Here is an 18,895-nt window from a genome sequence, read left to right as displayed (position 1 = left end):
GTCATGAACATCTGCGTCGTCGCGCTCGGGAAGATCGGACTGCCACTCGCCGTGCAGTTCGCGGCCAAGGGACACCGGGTCATCGGTGCCGATGTCTCCGAGCGGGTGGTGAACCTGGTCAACGACGGGGCGGTGCCGTTCCCCGGCGAGACCGACCTGGACACCAAGCTGAAGGAGGCGGTCTCCGCCGGGCTGCTGACCGCCACCACCGACACCGCGGCGGCGGTCGCCGAGTCCGAGGCCGTGGTCGTCGTCGTACCGCTCTTCGTCGACGCCGACGGCGTGCCGGACTTCGGCTGGATGGACGACGCGACCCGGGCCATCGCCGCCGGGCTCAAGCCGGGCACCCTGGTCAGCTACGAGACGACGCTGCCGGTGGGCACCACCCGCGACCGGTGGGCGCCGATGCTCGAGCAGGGCTCCGGGCTGACCGTTGGGCGTGACTTCCACCTGGTCTTCAGCCCCGAGCGGGTGCTCACCGGCCGGGTCTTCGCCGACCTGCGGCGCTACCCCAAGCTGGTCGGCGGCGTCGACGAGGCGTCCGCGGCGCACGGTGTGCGGTTCTACGAGGCCGTGCTCGACTTCGACGAGCGGCCCGACCTGTCGCGCCCGAACGGTGTCTGGGATCTCGGCTCCGCCGAGGCCTCCGAGCTGGCCAAGCTCGCCGAGACCACCTACCGGGACGTCAACATCGGCCTGGCGAACCAGTTCGCCCGCTTCGCCGACACCGTCGGGGTGGACGTCACCAAGGTGATCGAAGCGTGCAACACCCAGCCGTACAGCCACATCCACCAGCCCGGCATCGCGGTCGGCGGGCACTGCATCCCGGTCTACCCGCGGATGTACCTGTGGAACGACCCGTCGGCCACCGTGGTCCGCTCGGCCCGTGAGGCCAACGCGGCGATGCCGGAGTACGCCGTGGACCTGCTCGCCGCCGCCTACGGCGACCTGACCGGGGTCGAGGTGCTGGTGCTCGGCGCCGCGTACCGGGGCGGCGTCAAGGAGACCGCCTTCTCCGGGGTGTTCCCCACCGTCGCGGCGTTGCGCGCTCGGGGGGCCACGCCGTACGTCTCCGACCCGATGTACACCTCCGAGGAGCTGACCGCGCACGGACTTCCGGCGTATCAGGGTCAGCCGGTCACCGCTGCGGTCATCCAGGCCGACCACGCCGAGTACCGCACCCTCGGCGCGTCCGATCTGCCCGCCGTGACCGTGTTGGTGGACGGTCGTCGGGTGACCGACCCCGCGCGTTGGTCCGGTGTCCGGCGCGTCGTCATCGGCGGCTGACATCAATACCGGGGGTGTCGCACGCGCGGCACCCCCGGGCACGACTTCATGTGACGGTTCGACTAGGAGTGGCAGCGCCATCGACTCGGCAACCGGCGCGAATGGTAAGCGCCCCCGGATCCTCTATCTGTCCTTCTACTTCCCGCCCAGCCGGGCCAGCGGCGTCTTCCGGGCCAGCGCCACCGCGAACCACCTGGCCGGCGCCGGCTGGGACGTGACGGTGCTGACCGCACCACGGGAGTTCTTCACGCACTACCTGTCCGGCGCCAGCGACGAGACGCTGGAGGCGACGGTCGACCCCCGGGTGCACATCGAGCGTCCCTCGATGAACATGCGTCACTGGGAGACGGACCTGCGCAAGTTCGGCGCGCTGCGGGCGAACTTCCCGCTGATCGCCGACCGGCTGCACGCCGCGGTGCAGAACAGGATCTTCCCGGAGCCGTACCTGGGGTGGATCCCGAGCGTGCTGCGCACCGCGCTGCGGTTGCACCGCGAGCAGCGCTTCGACCTGGTGCTGGCCACCGGTAATCCGTTCGTCTCGTTCGCGGCGGCCCGGGCCCTCGGTCGCCTGCTCCGGGTGCCCTACGTGGTCGACTACCGGGACGCCTGGACGATGAACCAGTTCACCGAAGAGCTCTCCGTGCCCGAGGGCGGGACGGCGATGCGGTGGGAGGGCAAGGTCCTGCGGGACGCGGCGGAGATCGTGTTCGTCAACGACGGCATGCGGCGCTGGCACGCCGAGCGCTACCCGTACGCCGCCGAGCGGATGCAGGTGGTGCCGAACGGCTGGGAACCGGAGATCATGGGCCGGCCGGAGTTCGTCGTACCGGACCCGGACGTGCCGCTGCGGTTCGCCTACCTCGGCACAGTGACCTCCTACCTCCCCCTCGACGTGCTGTTCGACGGGTGGCGGCGGGCCCGCCAGCACCCGTTGCTGGCCGGTGCGGAGCTCAACATCTACGGTCACCTCGGGTTCTTCCCCGACAACGCGCCGCCGTTGCGGCAGCGGATCGAGCAGGAGCGCGACGAGGGTGTGCACTACCGGGGCGCCTTCGGCAAGGCCACGGCGGCGAGCGTGTACGCGCAGACGGACGCCCTGGTGCTGTGCGTTCCCGGCGCGCGGTACGTCACTTCGGGAAAGGTTTTCGAGTACATGGCATCGGGCAAGCCGGTGGTGTCCGTGCATGAGCCGGAGATCGCGGCGGCGGAGGTCCTGAGCGGCTATCCGCTCTGGTTCGCGGGCGCGCGGCTGGACACGGAGTCCGTCGCCCACTCGTTCGTCCAGGCGGCCAAGGCCGCCCGTGACCTCGACCGGGACACCCACGAGGCGGCGCTGCGGCACGCACAGACCTACACCCGCGCCGCCACACTCGGTCCCTGGGAGGCGCGCCTGCGCCGGCTGGCGGAGGGAGCACGGTGAGCGCTCCGGGAGTTCTCTACCTCGCCCCCGGCGGGAGCCGGGTCGCGGCGGCAGCGGTACACCTGGCGGCGCTCGCCGCCGAGGGCAGGGCGGTTGTGGCCGTCGTGGCGGATGTGGCGGAATGGTCGGCGGTCAGTCTGCCCGCGAGCGTGACGGTGCATCGGGTCCCGGCGGATCCGCGAGAGGCCGTCAAGGCGGCACGGCGGCTCGTTCTCGGCCGCGGTGGACTGCTGGCCGACATCGGTGTGGTCGTGGCAGGTGACCTGGAAGCGGCGCCGGTGGCCTGGATGGTGGGCCGTCGGCGGCCCGATCTGCCGATTCGCTTCGAGCCGGCCGGCGATCCGGTTCGACGGCCGGCCGCCGCGGACCTCGCGGTGGTGACGTCCCGGTATCCGGCGCCGGCCGATCCCCTCGGTGGGGAGTACGTGCGCTCCGCCGTGGCCGCGCTCGGCGCGCGATTCGAGCGGGTGTCGGTGCTGCACACCGATGAGTGGCGAGCGCCTCGGGGCACGTCGGCGACACCGCTGATTACCGTGACGATGGAACGGCTGGCCGCCCGGGCCGACCCCGTGGTGGTGGTGAATCAGCCCGAGGCCGAACTCACCAGGGTGACCGTCCCGCACCTCGCCGGGCCTCGGGAGTATCTCGCCCGGGCCGTCGCCCAGCTGGACGCGGCGCGAGCCGCGCTGCCGGCCGGCCGGATCGATGCGCCATTGGTGCACGCCTACGACGGCATGTTCGGTGGGGTGGTGGCGGCCGAGCTGGCCCGTCCGGACGCCCGGGTCGTGATCATCGAATCGGCGCCGCGGCTGCCGTCCATGCTGGCGCAGCCGGACGCCCGTAAGCGGTACGAGCGGGTGGTGCAGCGCGCCGACGAGGTGCTCTGCGTCAGCCAGCACCTGCGGGACGTCCTCGCCGAGCACTTCCCGAGCCACACGGCGAAGTTCCGGGTGGTGCCGAGCATCGTCGACGTCGACGCCCTCTCGCCGCGGCCGGCTCCGCCCAAAGAGCTGAGCCGGTGGTTGCACGTGGGGCCCCCACGGGATCGCAATGGGCTCTCGCCGGTGATCGAGGCCCTCGGTGAGATCGCCGCGACGGACCCGGCGGTGACTCTGACCCTGGTCCACGCGGCGGAGACAACGCAGAAGCTGCGGGACCGGATCCGCGAACTCAAGCTGCGCGAGCGGGTCACCTTCCTTCCGGCGATGCCCGGTGCCGAGCTGGGCGAGCTGCTGCGCGAGCACGACGTGCTCGTACACACCGGCCAGCCGGAGGCGTTCGGTGAGGTCCTGGTGCAGGCGGTCGTCACGGGCACGCCGGTGCTGGCGGTCCGTCAGCCGGACACCGAGCAGACGCTGACGGTCCTGTCGGACGTGGCCGCCTCGATGGTGGAGGTCGCTCAGGAAACCGCGTCACTGGTGGCCGGCTTCCGGAGTCTGGGTGACCGGCTCGACCGGTTCGACGTCGCGACCGCGCGAGCGGCGCTCCGCGCCCGGTACGGGCCGGCCGCGGTGCTACCGCAGCTGACGGGTGCGGACCGCACGGCCATGGCGGTCGAGACAGGCCCGACGGCCAGCGCCGAGCCGGTCGTTGCCGCACCTCCGGTGACACCTGCGGCGGCTCCCACCCCGCCGCAGGCCGCGACGGAGCGGATCGTCCTCGTCGCGATCAACGCCCCGCGCTTCTACCCCGCGCGGGACCTGGTGCTGCGGGCCGCAGAGGCGGGCCTCGGCGTCGATGTGATCACCGACAACGCGAACCTCTGGCGGGCAGCGGCCACCAGTCCTCGCGTGCGGATCCACCCGGTCGACGTGGCCGAGTCGCGACGCCCGATGCTCCGGTTCGAGCAGGCCCTCGTCTATCGCGCGCCGGGGAAGGTGCTGGCCGCGGTACGGGAACAGACCAGGCGGCGGGAGTCCATCTGGCCGGAACTTGGCGTTCTCAACGCGCAGCGGGCGCATCGGAAGCTGGCGAAGCTCGTGCACAACTCCGGCTTCGAGCGCGGCTACCGCGTCGTGCGGCCGAGGGTCATGTGGCGCGTCGTGCGGCGCGAGGTGCTGCCAAAACTGGACCTCGCGCGGACCCGCCGGGTGGTGGTGGCCGGCACGAACGGCCTGACGATCGGGTGGCAGCTCGCCCGTCGGTACCCGGAGATCCAGGTCACCACCTCGTTGAACGGCTACGAGTAGGCGGCTGCGTTGGCGGCCGGCCGGGAACGATCTCGGTCGGCCGCCGTCGCCGTCAGCCCTGTGCGGGCGGGTTCGCCACGTCCCGCGAGATGACCTCGCCCTTGGCGTCGACCCAGCCCTTCGGCCGGGCCGGGTTGCCGGCGACCAGCTGGTACGGCTGCACGTCCTTCGTCACCACGGAGCCGGCGGCGATCATCGCGTACTCGCCGACCTCGATGCCGCAGACCAGGGTCGCGTTCGCGCCGATCGAGGCGCCCCGCCGGACCAGGGTCGGCGTGATCGTCCAGTCCGGATTCTGCGCCCGCGGCCGGAAGTCGTTGGTGAAGACCGCACACGGGCCGACGAAGACCTCGTCCTCCAGCGTTACACCCTGGTAGACGGAGACGTTGTTCTGGATCTTCACGCGGTCGCCGACCGTCACGGTGGCGTCGACATACACGTTGCGCCCGATCACGCAGCCCGCGCCCACCTGGGCCGACGATCGGATGTGGGCCAGGTGCCAGACCTTGGTGCCGTCGCCGACCTGGGCACCGTCCTCGACGTCGGCGGTGGGGTGGACGAAGACCGAGGGGGCCGGTGAGGTGCTGTCAGTCATCCTTCAACTCGCATGTGTCGCAGGGCGCAGGGCGCCGTCGGTGACCCGCGCCGGCTCGGGCCGGGGACCGGGCACCGGTCGCGCGGATCGGGGCTGCCACGCTGCCCCGGGCACGGTGCGTGCCGTCGGGGCGCGGGACTCGGCGTAGCATATCGACCGCTCAGCCGAGCAGCGCCGCCACCGCCTCGGCGGCCGGGGTGTCCACCGGCAACGCCTGCGCCGCCGCCACGGCCGCAACCGGCAGCGGACCGTACAGGTGCGGGAAGAGTTGCCCGCCGCGGGACGGCTCCCAGCGCAGCGCGTCGCCCAGTCGCTCCTCCTCGACGCTGAGCAGGGTGAGGCCGGTGGCGCCGGTGAAGTGCCTCCGGGCGGTCTCCACCACCTGGTCGCCGGCGGAGAGGTGGAGGAAACCGTCCTGCCGGTCCACCGCCGAGCCGGTGAAGGTGCCGGCGGCCCGGGCGTCGTCCCACTCGGTCGTGGGCAGCAGCTTGTAGATCATTTCTGCAGCCTACGTCGGCCCGGTGGGCGTTTCGGCCGTACCGCCGCCGACCTCGGTCGCGGCCCGGCATGCTCAGGTGGAGCGGCCGGAAAGGGATGGACGATGGCGAGCTACGACGACGACTGGACCGACACCCAGCGCGGGTTGTACGACGAGTGCTACCGGGCCGGCGGTGAGTGGGCCGGGGACCCGGACACCCCGTCCGACGACGTACAGCATGTGATCAACCTGGCCGAGGCGGACGACGACGCCTTCGACGACGCCGAGATCGACTTCCCGCCCCTGGTCAACGCCGTCACCCAGGCCAGCGGGGTCAACGTCACAAGCGTGCCCGCCCGGCACGACGACCCCGGATTCCGGGGCTTCGCCGACGGCGTCCGCGACGCGGTCGCCGACGACGTCTTCGGGCTCTAGGGCCTGTAGCCGACCCGACCGGGAGGCGGCCTTCCCGCTCGCGGCACACTTCTGCCACCATTCGCAGGACGGCTGCGACGGATGGGGGCACGGTGCGGATCCTGCTGGTGGAGGACGACCGCCGGGTCGCCGCCGCGCTCTCCTCCGCCCTGACCCGCCGCGGCTACCAGGTCGAGCACGCGGCCACCGTCGCCGCGGCGCTCTCCGCCGCTCCCTGCGACCTGGTGCTGCTCGACCTGACCCTGCCTGACGGGGACGGCACCGACGTGTGTCGGGAGCTGCGCCGGCGCAGCAGCCAGCTCGGCATCATCGCGGTGACCGCGCGGGGCGAGGAACGCGACCGGGTGCTCGGGCTGCGCCTCGGCGCGGACGACTACGTGGTCAAACCGTTCTCGATGGTGGAGTTGCAGGCCCGGATCGAGGCGGTGCTGCGCCGGGCCGCGCACGCGGCACCCGAGCGGCACCTGATCGAGGCGGGGGCGGTGCGCATCGACGTGGCGGCCCGCACGGTGACGGTGGCGGGGCGCGCGGTCACGCTGACCCGCAAGGAGTTCGACGTGCTGCTGTCGCTGGCCCGCCAGCCGGGGGTGGCGGTGCCCCGCGACCGCATCCTGCTCGACGCCTGGGGCACCACCTGGGCCGACCGGCACACCGTCGAGGTGCACGTCGGATCGTTGCGCGGCAAGCTGGGCGACGCGCGCCTGGTGGAGACCGTCCGCGGGGTCGGCTACCGGCTGCGCGATGCGTGAGGGGCCGCCGTGCGCCGTCGACTGGTGATCAGTTATCTGCTGCTGATGGTGCTCGTCCTCATCGCGTTGGAGAGTCCGCTCGCCGTCACCCTGGCCAGCCGGGAGACCGAGCGGGTGCGGGCCGACCGGCTCGCCGACGCCACCCGGTTCGCCTCGCTGGCCGGGCCGGCGTTGCGCGGCGGCGAGCCCGGCCCGATCGGGGCGGAGCTGCGCAGCTACGACGAGCTGTACGGGATTGGCGCGGCGGTCGTCGACCGGGACCGGGGCATCGTCGTCGACTCGGCGAGCTGGCAGTCCACCGGGACCGCCACGGTGCTGGACGTCGCGCTGTCCGGGCAGCAGGCCAGCGCGCCGGAGTCGGTCTGGCCGTGGTCGGCGGGGCCGGTGGTGGTGGCGGTGCCCATCAACGACGGCGGTGAGGTCCTCGGCGCGGTGGTGATCGTGACCCCGGCCACCGAGATCCGCCGGGCCGTGAGCACCTGGTGGCTGCTGCTCACCATGGCCGGCCTGCTCGTCGTGCTGGCCTGCGTGCTCACCGCGTTCGGGCTGGCCGGTTGGGTGCTGCGCCCGGTGACCGAGCTGGACGCGGTCACCCACGAGATCGCCGAGGGCGACCGGGGCGCGCGTGTGCAGCACCGGCTCGGCCCGCCGGAGCTGCGCCGACTCGCGGCCAGCTTCAACCACATGGCCGACGTGGTCTCCGACGTGATGGACCGACAGCGCGCGTTCGTCGCACACGCCAGCCACCAGCTGCGCAACCCGCTCACCGCCCTGCGGCTGCGGGTGGAGGAGCTGGGCCCCAGCCTCACCGACGCGGACGGGCGCTCCGAGCACCGGTTGGCGCTGGAGGAGACCGACCGGTTGGCGCTGGTGCTCGACGCGCTGCTCACCCTGGCCCGCGCCGAACGGGAGGAGAACGAGCGGGTCACCGTGGACGCCGCCGCCGTGGCCGCGTCGCGGGTGGCCGCGTGGGCGCCGTTGGCCCGGCACCGGTCGGTCGCGCTGCGGCTGGCCACGAGCGACGCCCCGGCGTACGCGCGGACCGTGCCGACCGCCGTCGACCAGGCGCTGGACGCGCTGATCGACAACGCGGTGAAGTTCAGCGGGGCTGGCGGGGTGGTGACGGTGACCGTGGCCCGCCGTGCCGACGGGGTGGCCCTGGAGGTGCGCGACACCGGCCCGGGGATGACCGAGAGTCAGCTCGGCCAGGCCACCGAGCGGTTCTGGCGAGCGCCGGACGCGCAGAACGTCGACGGCGCCGGGCTCGGCCTGACCATCGCCGCCGTGCTGGTGGACGCCTCCGACGGGCGGCTCACCATGCGGCTGGCCCAGCCGCGCGGGCTGGTCGCCGGCCTGTGGTTCCCGGCGCCCGAGCCCGAGCCGGCGCAGGAGCCGGCGGACGGGGCCGCGGCCGCCGACCTGCGGCCCGCCCCGGCGCGCTGACGGCCCGAGCAGGGTGCGAAGCGGCCTCGGGCGCGGCCGGCGACGGTCAGGGTTTGGCGGCCCGGTACCAGGCGGCGGCGCCGGGGTGCAGCGGCAGCGGCGCGGTGGCGATCGCCGAGCGGGGGCTCATCCGTCCCGCCGCCGGATGCGCCGCGCCCAGCTCGGCCCGCCGCTCCATCAGCAGCCGGGTCACCTCCCGCACCAGCGGCTCCGGCAGGTCGGCCCGCACGATCAGGTAGTTCGGGTCGGCGACGGTGGTCACCGGGTTCATGCCGTACACCGAGCGGGGGATGTCCCGGGAGACGTAGACCTGGCCGTAGCGGGCGCGCAGCGGCTCCGTCCATTCACCGAGGTCCACGATCCGGGTGGCGCTGCGCCCGGCCAGCTCCTCGATGCCCCGCACCGGCAGACCGCCGGAGAAGAAGAACGCGTCGATACGCCCCGAGCGCAGGGCAGCCACCGAGTCGTCCAGGCCGAGCCGTTCCCGGCGTACCGTGTCGCCACCGAGCTGGGCCACCTCCAGCAGCCGGGTGGCGGTGATCTCGGTGCCGGAGCCGGGCGCGCCCACGGAGACCCGCCGGCCGCGCAGGTCGCCGATCGTGCGGACCGGCCCGCCGTCGGTCGTGACCAGGTGCAGCTGGTCGTCGTACACCCGGGCCACCGCGTCCACCGACGGGCTCTGCGTCGGGCTGGTGGGCAGCACATCGGCCTGGGTGAAACCCAGCTCGGCCGCTCCGGAGCCGACCAGGCGGACGTTCTCCGCCGAGGCCGCGGTGATCACCACGCTGGCCCGGACCCCGGGCAGTTCCCGGTTGAGGATGGTCGCGAGGGACTGCCCGAACGCGTAGTAGACGGCGGTGGGGCTGCCGGTGGCGATCCGGATCGCCACCGGCTCGGCCGGGTCGTCCCGGCAGCCGGCGGCGGTGAGGGCCGCGACCAGCGCCAGCGCCGCCGCTCCCGCGCGGCGTCGACCGGCCCGAGGAGACGAGGTACGACTCACGCGGTGCACTGTGCGCGCTCCGGCGGACGCGCGCAAGCCCGTACCCGTCAGTGCCGCCGGTGGGTGCGGCGCGGGCTTCGCTCAGCAGGCCGGACGGCGGGCCGGCTCCAGCACCTCGGCGCGGGCCGGCTCCGTCGACGCGCTGCGCAGGATGCGCTCGCGGTCCGGCCCGTCGGCCACGCTGACCAGGAAACAGCCGGTGCCCGGGCGGAGCACGGCCGGCACGTCGAGCACGGCCGCACTGCGGATCAGCACGGCGGCCAACTCCCGGTCGGTGAGTCGCACACCGAGGATGTGCCGGCGCACGTGTCGCCCGCCGGCCAGCAGCGCCGAGCGCCACGCCGCCGCCGCGAGCCGGGACATCCACCGGCGGCGGGCCGGCGAGGCGCCCGGCCCGGGACCGCCCAGCAGCTCCCGTCGCCCCTGCCACCATCCGGCGTCCACCATCCGGGCGTACGCGCCGCGGTGCTCCGGCGGCACCCAGAGCCGGTGCAGCTCGTAGCGGCGGCGCAGGCCGCCGACGGCCACCTCCTGGGTGACCGGGATGTCGAGGCGGGCGAGCAACTGCCGCATCCGCTGGGCGGCGTCCTCCCGGTTGAACTCGACGCTCGGCGCGTGCGACGGCAGCGCGGCGCCCGACCGGACGCCGGCCGGCGGCGCCGTGCAGCGCAGCAGGCAGGCGGCCTCGAACGCGTCGCCCAGGGTCAGCCAGTCCAGCGGAGGTGGCGTCGCCGGCGAACGGGGCCGGTCGAGCAGGGCGGGATCGCGGGCCAACGAAAGGCTCCCTTGTCGGAGTCTGGGTTCCCCTACCGTGGCCCCTGCGCGGCCGTTACGGAACGTGTCCCGCCCAGCCTTGAGGAAAAATTGCGGCTCCCGCGCCGCTACAGGTCGGTGACCACCAGATCCACCTGCCGCACCCGACCGGCGGCGACCGGTTCCTGCACCACGGTGTGCTTCAGCTCCCGCAGGGTGCCGATCAGCTCCGCGGCGGTGCGCGGTCGGGCACCGGCGAGGAGCAGGTCACGCACCAGCCGCCCCTTGGTCGCCTTGTTGAAGTGGCTCACGACCGAGCGGACCGGCACGCCGTCGACCTCCCGCTCGTGCAGCACCCGCACGGTCACCGTCCGCTCGGCCAGCGCGCCGCGCGGCGTCCAGGTGGCGGCGTACGCGCCGGAGCGCAGGTCCAGCACCGGGCCCCGACCGGCCGCGCCGGCCAGGACGGGCGCCAGCTCCCCACGCCAGTACGCCGACAGCGCCCCGACGCCCGGCAGGCGGGCGCCGATCGGGCAGCGGTACGGCGGGATCCGGTCGCCGAGACGCACCGCCCCCCACAGCCCGGAACTGATCAGGATCGACCGGCGGGCGGCCCGCAGCGCCGCCGACGGCAGCGTGGCCAGCTCCAGCGCCTCGTAGAGCACCCCGGTGTAGAGCCGCTCGGCCGGCGCGGTGGCCGCCGCGCGCAACCGGGCGTTGCGGCGCAGCTCGCCGCGCTGGCCGTCGCTGAGCCCGAGCGCGGCCAACGCGGCCTGCTCGTCCGGCCCGACGCTGAGCGTCACGAGCGCGTCGAGCACCCGCTCGCGGGCCGGGTTCAGCTCCGGCAGCGAGAGCTTGTCGGGGGTCCACCGCCGTCCGGTGCCGGCGTCGGCCTTGCCCTCCGAGGGCGGCAGCAGGATGAGCATCGGGTCTCCTCGAACGGGTGCAACGGCGGCCCGGCCAGCGTACGACCCGTCGTTACCGCCAGGGCCGCACCGGTGTGTCGGGGTGGTACACGCGATAGCCGCCCACCTCGCGTACCGGTGCGGCGTCGGGCCGGTCGGCGAGCAGCCGGCGCAGCCGCCGGTCCATCGGCGAGTCGACCTCCACCACGTAACCCGGCCGGGCGGCCCGCCCGACCTGCCGCCAGTACGGGCGGTAGCGGTTCTGCCCGGGGGACAGGTCCCCGTCGAGCACCCCGCAGACCACCGTCTCGTCGGTGTTGAAGATCAGCCGGTTGCAGGTCCAGTAGTCCCCGTACACCTCGTGGGGTCCGTCGGCGCGCAGCGCGGCGGCCAGTTCCCGGGCCTGACGCTCCTCGGTCCGCGACGCGGCGGTGCCGGTGGTCGCGAAGAGCACGGTGACCACCAGCATCGTCGCGGCCAGCGCCGCCAGCACGGCGGTGGCCAGCGCGCCGGTCAGCCGACCCAGCGCGCCGACGGTGCCCCGCCAGCAGGCGACCGCGGCCACCCAGAGCGGCCAGAGCACCGCCGGCAGCGACAGTTGCAGCACCGACAGGTAGCGGGCGTTGGCCAGGGGACTCGCCGCGGCGAGCGGGCTGCGCACGTACGACAGCAGGGTCAACGCCGCGCCGACGATCAGCGCGAGCTGCACCACGGGCCCGACCCGCGCGCCACGTGGCGTGCCGGTGACCGGCGTGTCGGGCTCCGCGGCCTGTGGGACGCGCGGCGTGCCGGCGGCCCGGCGGTACGCGAGGAGCGCGAGCGCCGCGGCGGCCACCAGCAGCACCGGGTACAACACGCCGAACCACTGCTGCCACCGGCCGCAACCGTCGACCGGGCAGAGCCCGTGCGCCAACGGCACCCCCTCCAGCAGGCCGCCGGAGATCCGGTCGGACCACGGCGGCATCGGGCCGGCCTTCGTGCTGACCTCCCGGAACACCGTCAGCGAATCCTCGCCCGGCCCGGCGCGCAGGTTGTCGACGAGCATCGGCGCGATCCCGACCACGAAACCCGCCACCAGCAGCAGCCCGGACCAGCCGAGCAGCTCCCGCCGCACCGCCCAGACCAGGGCCACCGCGGCGACCGCCAGGTACGGCATGATCAGCCAGTCCGACCAGGCGGCCAGCCCGGCCAGCAGCCCGAACAGCGCGACGGCGAGTCGACGGTGGCGCACCGTCCCGGCGGCCAGCCCCACCGTGATCAGCAGCATCAGCAGCAGCGCCGGCTTCACCTCCGGCCGGCCGCCGACCACGGTGAGCTGGTCACGCACCACCCGTTCCGGCCCCAGCGCCAGCAGGCCGACGACGAGGACGGCGAACCACGGCGTGTAGAGCCGGCGGGTGAGCCGGTACACGAGGTAGAGAAAGACCGCGTACAGGGCGAGCATCGGCAGCCGCAGTACCGGCCAGCTCGGCCCGGCCACGGCGAGCAGCGGCGCGGCCAGATACGACTCCAGCATGCCCATGTAGTGCTGGCCGTAGAGGAAGACGGGGTGTTCCCGGCCCTGCCCGATGTGCAGGGCGGCCAGCCCGAAGGTCGCCTCGTCGCTGTTCGACACCGGCACGGTGTACAGCGTGAGGACCAGCCGGTACCCGACACCGACCAGACCGAACAGCAGCGCGACGAGCGCCGGCCGGTCGAGTCGCGGACGCCACCGCCCGCGGTGCTGCTCTGGATGCGACACGACCACGCCCCCGTCGTCGTCCCGACCGGAGTGTTTCACGGACCAGGGGCCGGTCGGGGTGGTTCGGCGCAGTCCGGACCGCTCGCGTGGCCGTGACCGTCGACGTGTGGCAGGGTTGGCGCGTGCCACCCACACCCGCCGGCCAACTGGCCGTGCCGAACCTGCACCGGGCCGCGCGGATCGAGGACGCCGTGCACCAGCTCGTGGAGCGTCGGTTGCGGCGCACCGGCTGGCGGATGAACATCGTCGCGTACACCGGCTACGGCCGTCCGGGTTGGGTGCGGGTGATGTGCCGGGTGCTGCTGGGTCGTCCGGACACCCGCCAGCGGGGCAGGCTGGACAAGGTCCGGGGCTGGCGCAGCTTCGCCACCCTGCCCGCCAAACACGTCACCGTGCACATCGAGGCCGGCGGGGTGCGGCACGAGACCCAGGCCGACCGCAGCGGTTTCGTCGACACGCTCGTCGAGGCAGACCTGCCGCCCGGGTGGGGCACCGTCCGACTCAGCGTGGCGGACGCCGAGCCGGTCGACGCGCCGGTGCGCATCATCGACCCGGACGTGAAGTTCGGCATCCTCTCCGACATCGACGACACGGTGATGGTGACGGCGCTGCCCCGGCCGCTGCTCGCCGCGTGGAACACGTTCGTCCTCGACGAGCACGCCCGCAACGCCGTGCCCGGCATGGCGGTGCTCTACGAGCGGCTGGTCACCGCGCATCCCGGCGCCCCGGTCTTCTACCTGTCCACCGGCGCGTGGAACGTGGCGCCGACGCTGACCCGGTTCCTGTCCCGGCACCTCTACCCGGCCGGGCCGCTGCTGCTCACCGACTGGGGTCCGACCGCCGACCGCTGGTTCCGCAGCGGCATGGAACACAAGCGCTCCACCCTGGCCCGGCTGGCCAAGGAGTTCCCCGACGTGCGCTGGCTGCTGGTCGGCGACGACGGCCAGCACGACCAGGAGATCTACCGGGAGTTCGCCGCCGCCCACCCGGAGAACGTCGCCGGGGTGGCGATCCGCAGGCTGTCCCCGACGCAGTCGGTGCTGGCCGGTAGCCTGCCCGCCCCGGCCGGACGCCCCTCGTCGGGTCCGGTGGGGCAGAAGTGGCTGTCCGCGCCCGACGGCGCCGGCCTGTGGCAGTTGCTCCGCGACGCCGGCCTGGTCTGACCGCACGACACATACGCGAAACCCCCGGGCACCGCGACTTTTGCGGCACCCGGGGGTTCTCGTCGCGTACTACATCAACGAGGGCGAGCCCCAGGTGACGGTGCCGATGGCGCCGTTGCCCGGGTAGAGGGTCATGGTGCCATTGCTCCGGCGCCGGACCACCAGGTCGACCTTCCCGTCGTTGGTGACGTCGCCGAGGCCGCTCATGTCGAAGTCACGGCAGATGCCGCAGACCAGGATGCGGGGGCCCCAGGTTGGGGTTCCGCTGGCGGCCGTGTTGGGGTAGACCCACATGTCGCCGGTGCCGCTGTTGCGCATGATCAAGTCGACCTTGCCGTCGTTTGTCGCGTCCTCGACGCTCACGTTGTCGTACCCGCCGCAGGAGCCACAGAGCAGCACCCGGTTACTCCAGGTGATCGCGCCGCCAGTGGGCCCGTTGCCGAGGTACGCGTACATGTCGCCGGTGCTGTTCTCCCGGATGAAGAGATCGGTCTTGCCGTCCCGGTTGACGTCGCCGAGATCGGATACGCCGAAGTTGAAACAGCCGCCGCAGACCAGCTGGCGGGTGGTCCAGATCGGGTCCCCGACGGCGACGGTGTTCGGGTAGACGTACATGTCGCCGGTGCTGATCTGGCGCATGAACAGGTCGACCTTGCCGTCGTTGTTGGCGTCGGCGATGTTGAACGAGTCGTAGCCGCCGCACCTGCCGCACACCACGATGCCGGCGTCGAACGTCAGGTTGCCGTCCAGATTCGTGCCGCGGCGCAGCAGCACGTCGCCGTTGCTCTGCTTGATGAGCATGTCGGTCCGGCCGTCGCCGGTGACGTCGCGGATGTTGGGGGCGATGACCTGCTGGGCGTAGTTGCCGGGCGCGCTGGCCTCGGCGGGGTTGAGAGCGCGGTCCCAGTGCTGCACGTTGCTGATCTGGCCCGAGTAGTACGAGCTCGGCGCGCCCTGGTAGCGGTAGTGGCCGATCACGAAGCGCCCGGTGCTCGGCCAGGACACGGCAGCGGGGTGCGACGCCGTTCCGGCGAGGTTGTTGTTGACGTACAGGGCCATCGTGCTCGTGGTGGCGTTGTAGGTCGCCACCAGGTGCGTCCACACGCCGAGCTGCGCGTTGGGCGCGCTCTTGGCCTGGTCGTACGACCAGGCGTCGCCGTCGGCGCGGGCCATCCCGAACCGCCAGGTGTTGTCGCTCTGCTCCTGCCAAAGGATGAATCGGGCGGAGCGTGACCCCTCCTCGGAGAGGATGACCTTGCCGGCGGTGGTGGGCTTCACCCAGGCGGCCACGCTGAACGACTTGGTGGTGTCGATCAGCACGGGACTTGCGGCGCTGACCAGGCTGCCGGTGCCGCTGGCGTCCACGCCCGTGCCGGTGGCATCGCTGTTGAGCCGCAGGTCCGGGCTGAAGAGGTCACCCTCGTGCCACTTGGCGTTGCCGGTGCCGGTGAGGTTGGTGCCACCGGAGGTGTCGGTCGCGGTCGCCGCCGTGGCCCCCGCCTCGCCGCCGTTGAGCGGCCAGGTGTGCTTCGCGGTGACCAGGCCCTGCGCCTGCTGGGTGGCGATGGTGGGCGTCGTGCCGAGCCCGCTCACCAGGTACGCCGTGGTCAGGCCGTTGCCGCCGACGGTCCACAGGTCGGGGGTGCCGTCGGAGTTGGCGTCGGCGGCCCGCAGGCTCAGCGCCGCGCCCCGGTTCCAGTTGGTCGAGAGCGTGTACGGCGTGTAGGTGAGCTGGTTGGTGTCCTGGTTGTAGGCCAGGTTTTTCCAAAGGTGGAGGGCGCCCGTGCTGCTGTTCCAAAGGAACATCGCGGTGCCGCTGCTGAGCTGGGCGGTGGCGATGGTCCAGTTGTTCCAGTCCACGCCGCCGGTCGGGGTCAACGTCGTGGTGCTGCCCCCGTAGTAGTAGAGGCCGGCCGCGAAGGCCATGGGGTAGTAGTTGAGGAAGTAACCGTTCGTGGCGTCGCCGCTGGTGCCGATCAGGTCCGGGATGGTGCTTCCGGTCCCTCGGGAGTCGCCGGCGTTGGCCAACTGCAGCGGGGCGTTGCCGTTGCCGTCGACGAGCAGTTCGCCGGAGACGCTCACCTGGTTGTTGTAGGGCTGGATGACCGAGCCGTCGCCGCTGCCCCGCAGGACGATGCCGTTTCCGGCGTTGACGCCTGCGGTGTAGTAGATGAAGACGTCCTGCAACCCGGAGCCGAAGAAGTGGCCGGAGACCGCCTGGCCGCCGTTGAAGTCGGACGGGTCCTCGTTGCCGGTGACCCCGTTGCCCCGCGCGCCGAGGTCGTTGACCGTGGTGCGTACCGCGCCGCTGTTCATGCCCGTGCCGAGCCAGAGGCCGGAGGGCAGTCCGTTGCGTGCGCCGATGGTCAGCAGGTCGGCGACGCCGTCACCGGTGAGGTCCGCGTCAGCCGCCGTGTCGGCGGGATCCGCGTTGAAGGTGATGGTGGCGGTCTCGCCGAAGTTCCCACCGGTCGACAGGCTGGTCACGGCGAGGGTGTTGGTGAACCGGGTCGGCGTCACGACCACGGAGGCGGCGCCGGCGGAGGCGGAGATGTTGACCGGGGGCAGGCCGTTGAGCTGGTAGCTGTAGCTGGCCGGCTTGGTGCCGGAGCTCGGCGGCGTGACGGCGAAGGTGACCTCTTCGCCGATCTTCGACTGTCCCTGCGGCTGGCTGATCTCGGGAGCGCCCGTCCGGGTGGGGTCGAAGGTGAAGCTGCAGGTCGCCGACCAGTCGCTGGACGCCCCGAAGTCGGTTGCCTGGACCTTCCAGGAGAAGGTGGTGATGGCGCCGCCGGCGGCGGCGCGCAGCGTGGCGACCGGCACGATCAGCACGCCCGTGCTGCCGGACGAGTACGTGAGCAGGTTCGGGTTGGACGATGCCAGGGCGGTCTGCGTGGAGTCGGAGGTCTTCCAGAGCTTGAAGCTCACTCCGAGGGTGCCACCGTCGGGGTCGGAGACCGGGGCGTAGAGGTAGACCGGGTTGTCGCCGATCATCGACCCACCGGCGCAGGCGGTGCGCGGTGAGGTGGTCATGCCGGTCGGCTTGTTCGGCTTGTGGTTGTAGCGGATCTCCAGCGTCGGGCTGGTTTCCAGGAATTCCTTCCAGCTCTCGGGGTCGCTGGCCTCATTGGCGGCGATCATGCGGAGGGTGCGGGTGGCTCTCTTGTTGGCGACGTCGGTTCTGATCTGGCCGGTGATGTCGAAGGAAACGCCTGCGGCGTCGCAGCCGCTGTAGCCAAAGGCGAAGCTCTTTGACGCGGCGAGGGGGCCGTTGCTCTGAGATTCCCAGTAGTTCCAGGTGGCGTTCGACTTGGACAACGTCGCCGCGGGGGCGTAGACGTTGACTGTCTTTTTGGTGCAGCTCCATGATCGAGTGTTCTTGATCTTGAAGGTCGCGTCCGCGATCTCCGCGCCAGCGAGCGTGCTGTAGGGCACCGGGAAGTTGATCAGCGTGTTCGAGCGCTGCTCGCCAGAGTTGCCGACCTGCATCCGGCCGATCAGGTCGGGGGTGTTGTTCCAGTAGTTGGTCGACTGGTGCTGGTAGGAGATGCTGGCCCAGCCAGACATCCTCGGTCCGCTGGAGCTCCAGTTGAAGCTCGGGTCGATGTAGACCGGGTAGACGGTCGCGGCATCGGTGAGGAGCTTGCGGTCCGGCGTGAGGCCGAGCCTGCCGGGGGCGATGGAGACCTTGATCGCGGCGGTGCGGGCCACTCGGCCGGGGGCTGCGGTCGTCGACGCGGCGCCGCTGCGCGCGGTCGGTGCGCTGGTGGTGCCCGCCGAGGAGTCCCACATGACGGGCGCGGGTGCAGTGATGACGGCGTCGCCGGTGCGGTCCCGACCGCTGATGTTGCCGGCCACGTCGGCGTCGAGGGTGAACCCCTTGGCGGTGGTGGCCAGATCGAGCGTGGCTAGCTTCGGGTTCTTAGCCGCCGTCTCGTCTCGGACCACGAAGACGTGGGAGAACCCGCCCTGGGCGTTGACCGTCACGGTCAGGTCCACACCGGGCAGGACGTCGGGGTATGTCGCCGTCGGCCCAGCGAGCGTGGGTGCCGGCAGCGCGACGGGCGCGGTGAGGGTGAGTGATCGCTCCCCACTGACCAGGTGTGCCATCGGCCCGCTGCCACCGCCGGACAATGTGATGTCGTGCGTCGTGGCGGTCGCCGTGATGGCACCGTCGGCCCGTCGGAACAGGGTGGGGTCCAACTGCTTCCAGTCGTTGCCGACGCGCTTGCGGGTTGGCGCCGCGCTCTGGCTGAGCACGAGCTGACCGTCGGGACGAGCGGTCAGGGTCTCTGTCGAGGTGCCGGCGGCGGTCGCCTCGACCGGCTTGCCGGTCCGCTTGGCCTGCGCCAGGGCCGCGTCGATCTCGAGCGGAGCGGCCGGGCCGGCGGCAGGTTCCGGCTGGGCGGGGGCCGCGGCGGCGGCCGGTGTGGTGAGCGGAACCGTGGCCGTGGCGATGGCAACGGCGGCCACCGCACCCGATGCGACGGCGCGTAGACGCAGTCGTTTTCTGATCATGCGAAGTACTCCCCGTGAGTGACGTGAACGCAAAGGCGCGTCCGATGGCGGCCACAGTGAAGCAGCCACGCCCGCCTACGGGAAACGTCTCTGCTCACTCAGTGCTGTCCTTTTAGCGCTTAGTGAGACGGGTTTGATGGCATCAGCAGCTGATCATCGTTATCGGCTCGTGACCTCTTAGGACGGTCAAATGTGGAACATTGTTCGCGCCACGAGGGT

General features: G+C 72.4%; 14 protein-coding genes. 7 read left to right on the top strand and 7 right to left on the bottom strand.

Annotated elements, in window-relative coordinates:
* The first annotated feature begins 3 nt into the window (after positions 1-3).
* The 3 genes from OG505_RS16640 to OG505_RS16630 are packed head-to-tail and all read left to right on the top strand — an operon-like array spanning position 4 to position 4,896.
* Positions 4-1,287: a nucleotide sugar dehydrogenase gene (locus tag OG505_RS16640; RefSeq protein ID WP_405425490.1), complete on the top strand. Its 1,284-nt coding sequence runs from the start codon at positions 4-6 to the stop codon at positions 1,285-1,287.
* Positions 1,259-2,707 (top strand): glycosyltransferase, encoded by a 1,449-nt coding sequence (locus tag OG505_RS16635; protein ID WP_405425489.1) that lies wholly within the window; start codon positions 1,259-1,261, stop codon positions 2,705-2,707. The genes OG505_RS16640 and OG505_RS16635 overlap by 29 nt, the downstream gene beginning before the upstream one ends.
* Positions 2,704-4,896: a glycosyltransferase family 4 protein gene (locus tag OG505_RS16630; protein WP_405425488.1), complete on the top strand. Its 2,193-nt coding sequence runs from the start codon at positions 2,704-2,706 to the stop codon at positions 4,894-4,896. The genes OG505_RS16635 and OG505_RS16630 overlap by 4 nt, the downstream gene beginning before the upstream one ends.
* A gap of 52 nt (positions 4,897-4,948) precedes the next feature.
* On the opposite strand, the gene OG505_RS16625 is transcribed toward OG505_RS16630, so the two are convergent.
* Positions 4,949-5,491, bottom strand: coding sequence for an acyltransferase (locus OG505_RS16625; protein ID WP_405425486.1), 543 nt, complete (start codon positions 5,489-5,491; stop codon positions 4,949-4,951).
* A 160-nt stretch (positions 5,492-5,651) separates the two neighbouring features.
* The gene (locus OG505_RS16620; RefSeq protein ID WP_405425484.1) at positions 5,652-5,990 is read right to left on the bottom strand and encodes a DUF952 domain-containing protein; all 339 of its coding nucleotides are present in this window, start codon (positions 5,988-5,990) and stop codon (positions 5,652-5,654) included.
* Positions 5,991-6,092: 102 nt separating this feature from the next.
* Between OG505_RS16620 and OG505_RS16615 the strand changes: the two genes are divergently transcribed.
* From OG505_RS16615 to OG505_RS16605, 3 genes are all read left to right on the top strand, one after another.
* The gene (locus OG505_RS16615; RefSeq protein ID WP_405425482.1) at positions 6,093-6,404 is read left to right on the top strand and encodes a hypothetical protein; all 312 of its coding nucleotides are present in this window, start codon (positions 6,093-6,095) and stop codon (positions 6,402-6,404) included.
* A gap of 92 nt (positions 6,405-6,496) precedes the next feature.
* Positions 6,497-7,153: a response regulator transcription factor gene (locus OG505_RS16610; RefSeq protein WP_405425480.1), complete on the top strand. Its 657-nt coding sequence runs from the start codon at positions 6,497-6,499 to the stop codon at positions 7,151-7,153.
* Between the two features lie 9 nt (positions 7,154-7,162).
* Complete coding sequence (locus OG505_RS16605) at positions 7,163-8,596, top strand: ATP-binding protein (RefSeq protein WP_405425478.1); 1,434 nt, start codon at positions 7,163-7,165, stop codon at positions 8,594-8,596.
* Positions 8,597-8,642: 46 nt separating this feature from the next.
* On the opposite strand, the gene OG505_RS16600 is transcribed toward OG505_RS16605, so the two are convergent.
* The 4 genes from OG505_RS16600 to OG505_RS16585 all read right to left on the bottom strand — a co-directional run bounded on the left by OG505_RS16600 (position 8,643) and on the right by OG505_RS16585 (position 12,995).
* Complete coding sequence (locus OG505_RS16600) at positions 8,643-9,605, bottom strand: TAXI family TRAP transporter solute-binding subunit (RefSeq protein ID WP_405425476.1); 963 nt, start codon at positions 9,603-9,605, stop codon at positions 8,643-8,645.
* 72 nt (positions 9,606-9,677) lie between these two features.
* Positions 9,678-10,370: a hypothetical protein gene (locus OG505_RS16595; protein WP_405425474.1), complete on the bottom strand. Its 693-nt coding sequence runs from the start codon at positions 10,368-10,370 to the stop codon at positions 9,678-9,680.
* A 107-nt stretch (positions 10,371-10,477) separates the two neighbouring features.
* Positions 10,478-11,275, bottom strand: a complete 798-nt coding sequence (yaaA, locus tag OG505_RS16590) for a peroxide stress protein YaaA (RefSeq protein WP_405425472.1) — start codon at positions 11,273-11,275, stop codon at positions 10,478-10,480.
* A gap of 52 nt (positions 11,276-11,327) precedes the next feature.
* On the bottom strand, positions 11,328-12,995 hold the full coding sequence (locus OG505_RS16585) for an ArnT family glycosyltransferase (protein WP_405425470.1): 1,668 nt from the start codon (positions 12,993-12,995) through the stop codon (positions 11,328-11,330).
* A 122-nt stretch (positions 12,996-13,117) separates the two neighbouring features.
* Here OG505_RS16585 and OG505_RS16580 point away from each other — a divergent pair, with 122 nt between their 5' ends.
* Positions 13,118-14,158 carry an App1 family protein gene (locus tag OG505_RS16580; RefSeq protein ID WP_405425468.1) on the top strand — a complete coding sequence of 347 codons (1,041 nt, stop codon included), beginning with the start codon at positions 13,118-13,120 and terminating at the stop codon, positions 14,156-14,158.
* Between the two features lie 69 nt (positions 14,159-14,227).
* Here OG505_RS16580 and OG505_RS16575 read toward each other — a convergent pair whose 3' ends face one another.
* Complete coding sequence (locus OG505_RS16575; RefSeq protein WP_405425467.1) at positions 14,228-18,676, bottom strand: LamG-like jellyroll fold domain-containing protein; 4,449 nt, start codon at positions 18,674-18,676, stop codon at positions 14,228-14,230.
* Positions 18,677-18,895 lie beyond the last annotated feature (219 nt).

The sequence above is a fragment of the Micromonospora sp. NBC_00617 genome (genome assembly GCF_045161355.1).
GTDB lineage: Bacteria > Actinomycetota > Actinomycetes > Mycobacteriales > Micromonosporaceae > Micromonospora.
The sequence above is the reverse complement of the archived record's forward strand: the minus strand, read 5'-3'. Positions and strand labels throughout refer to the sequence as shown.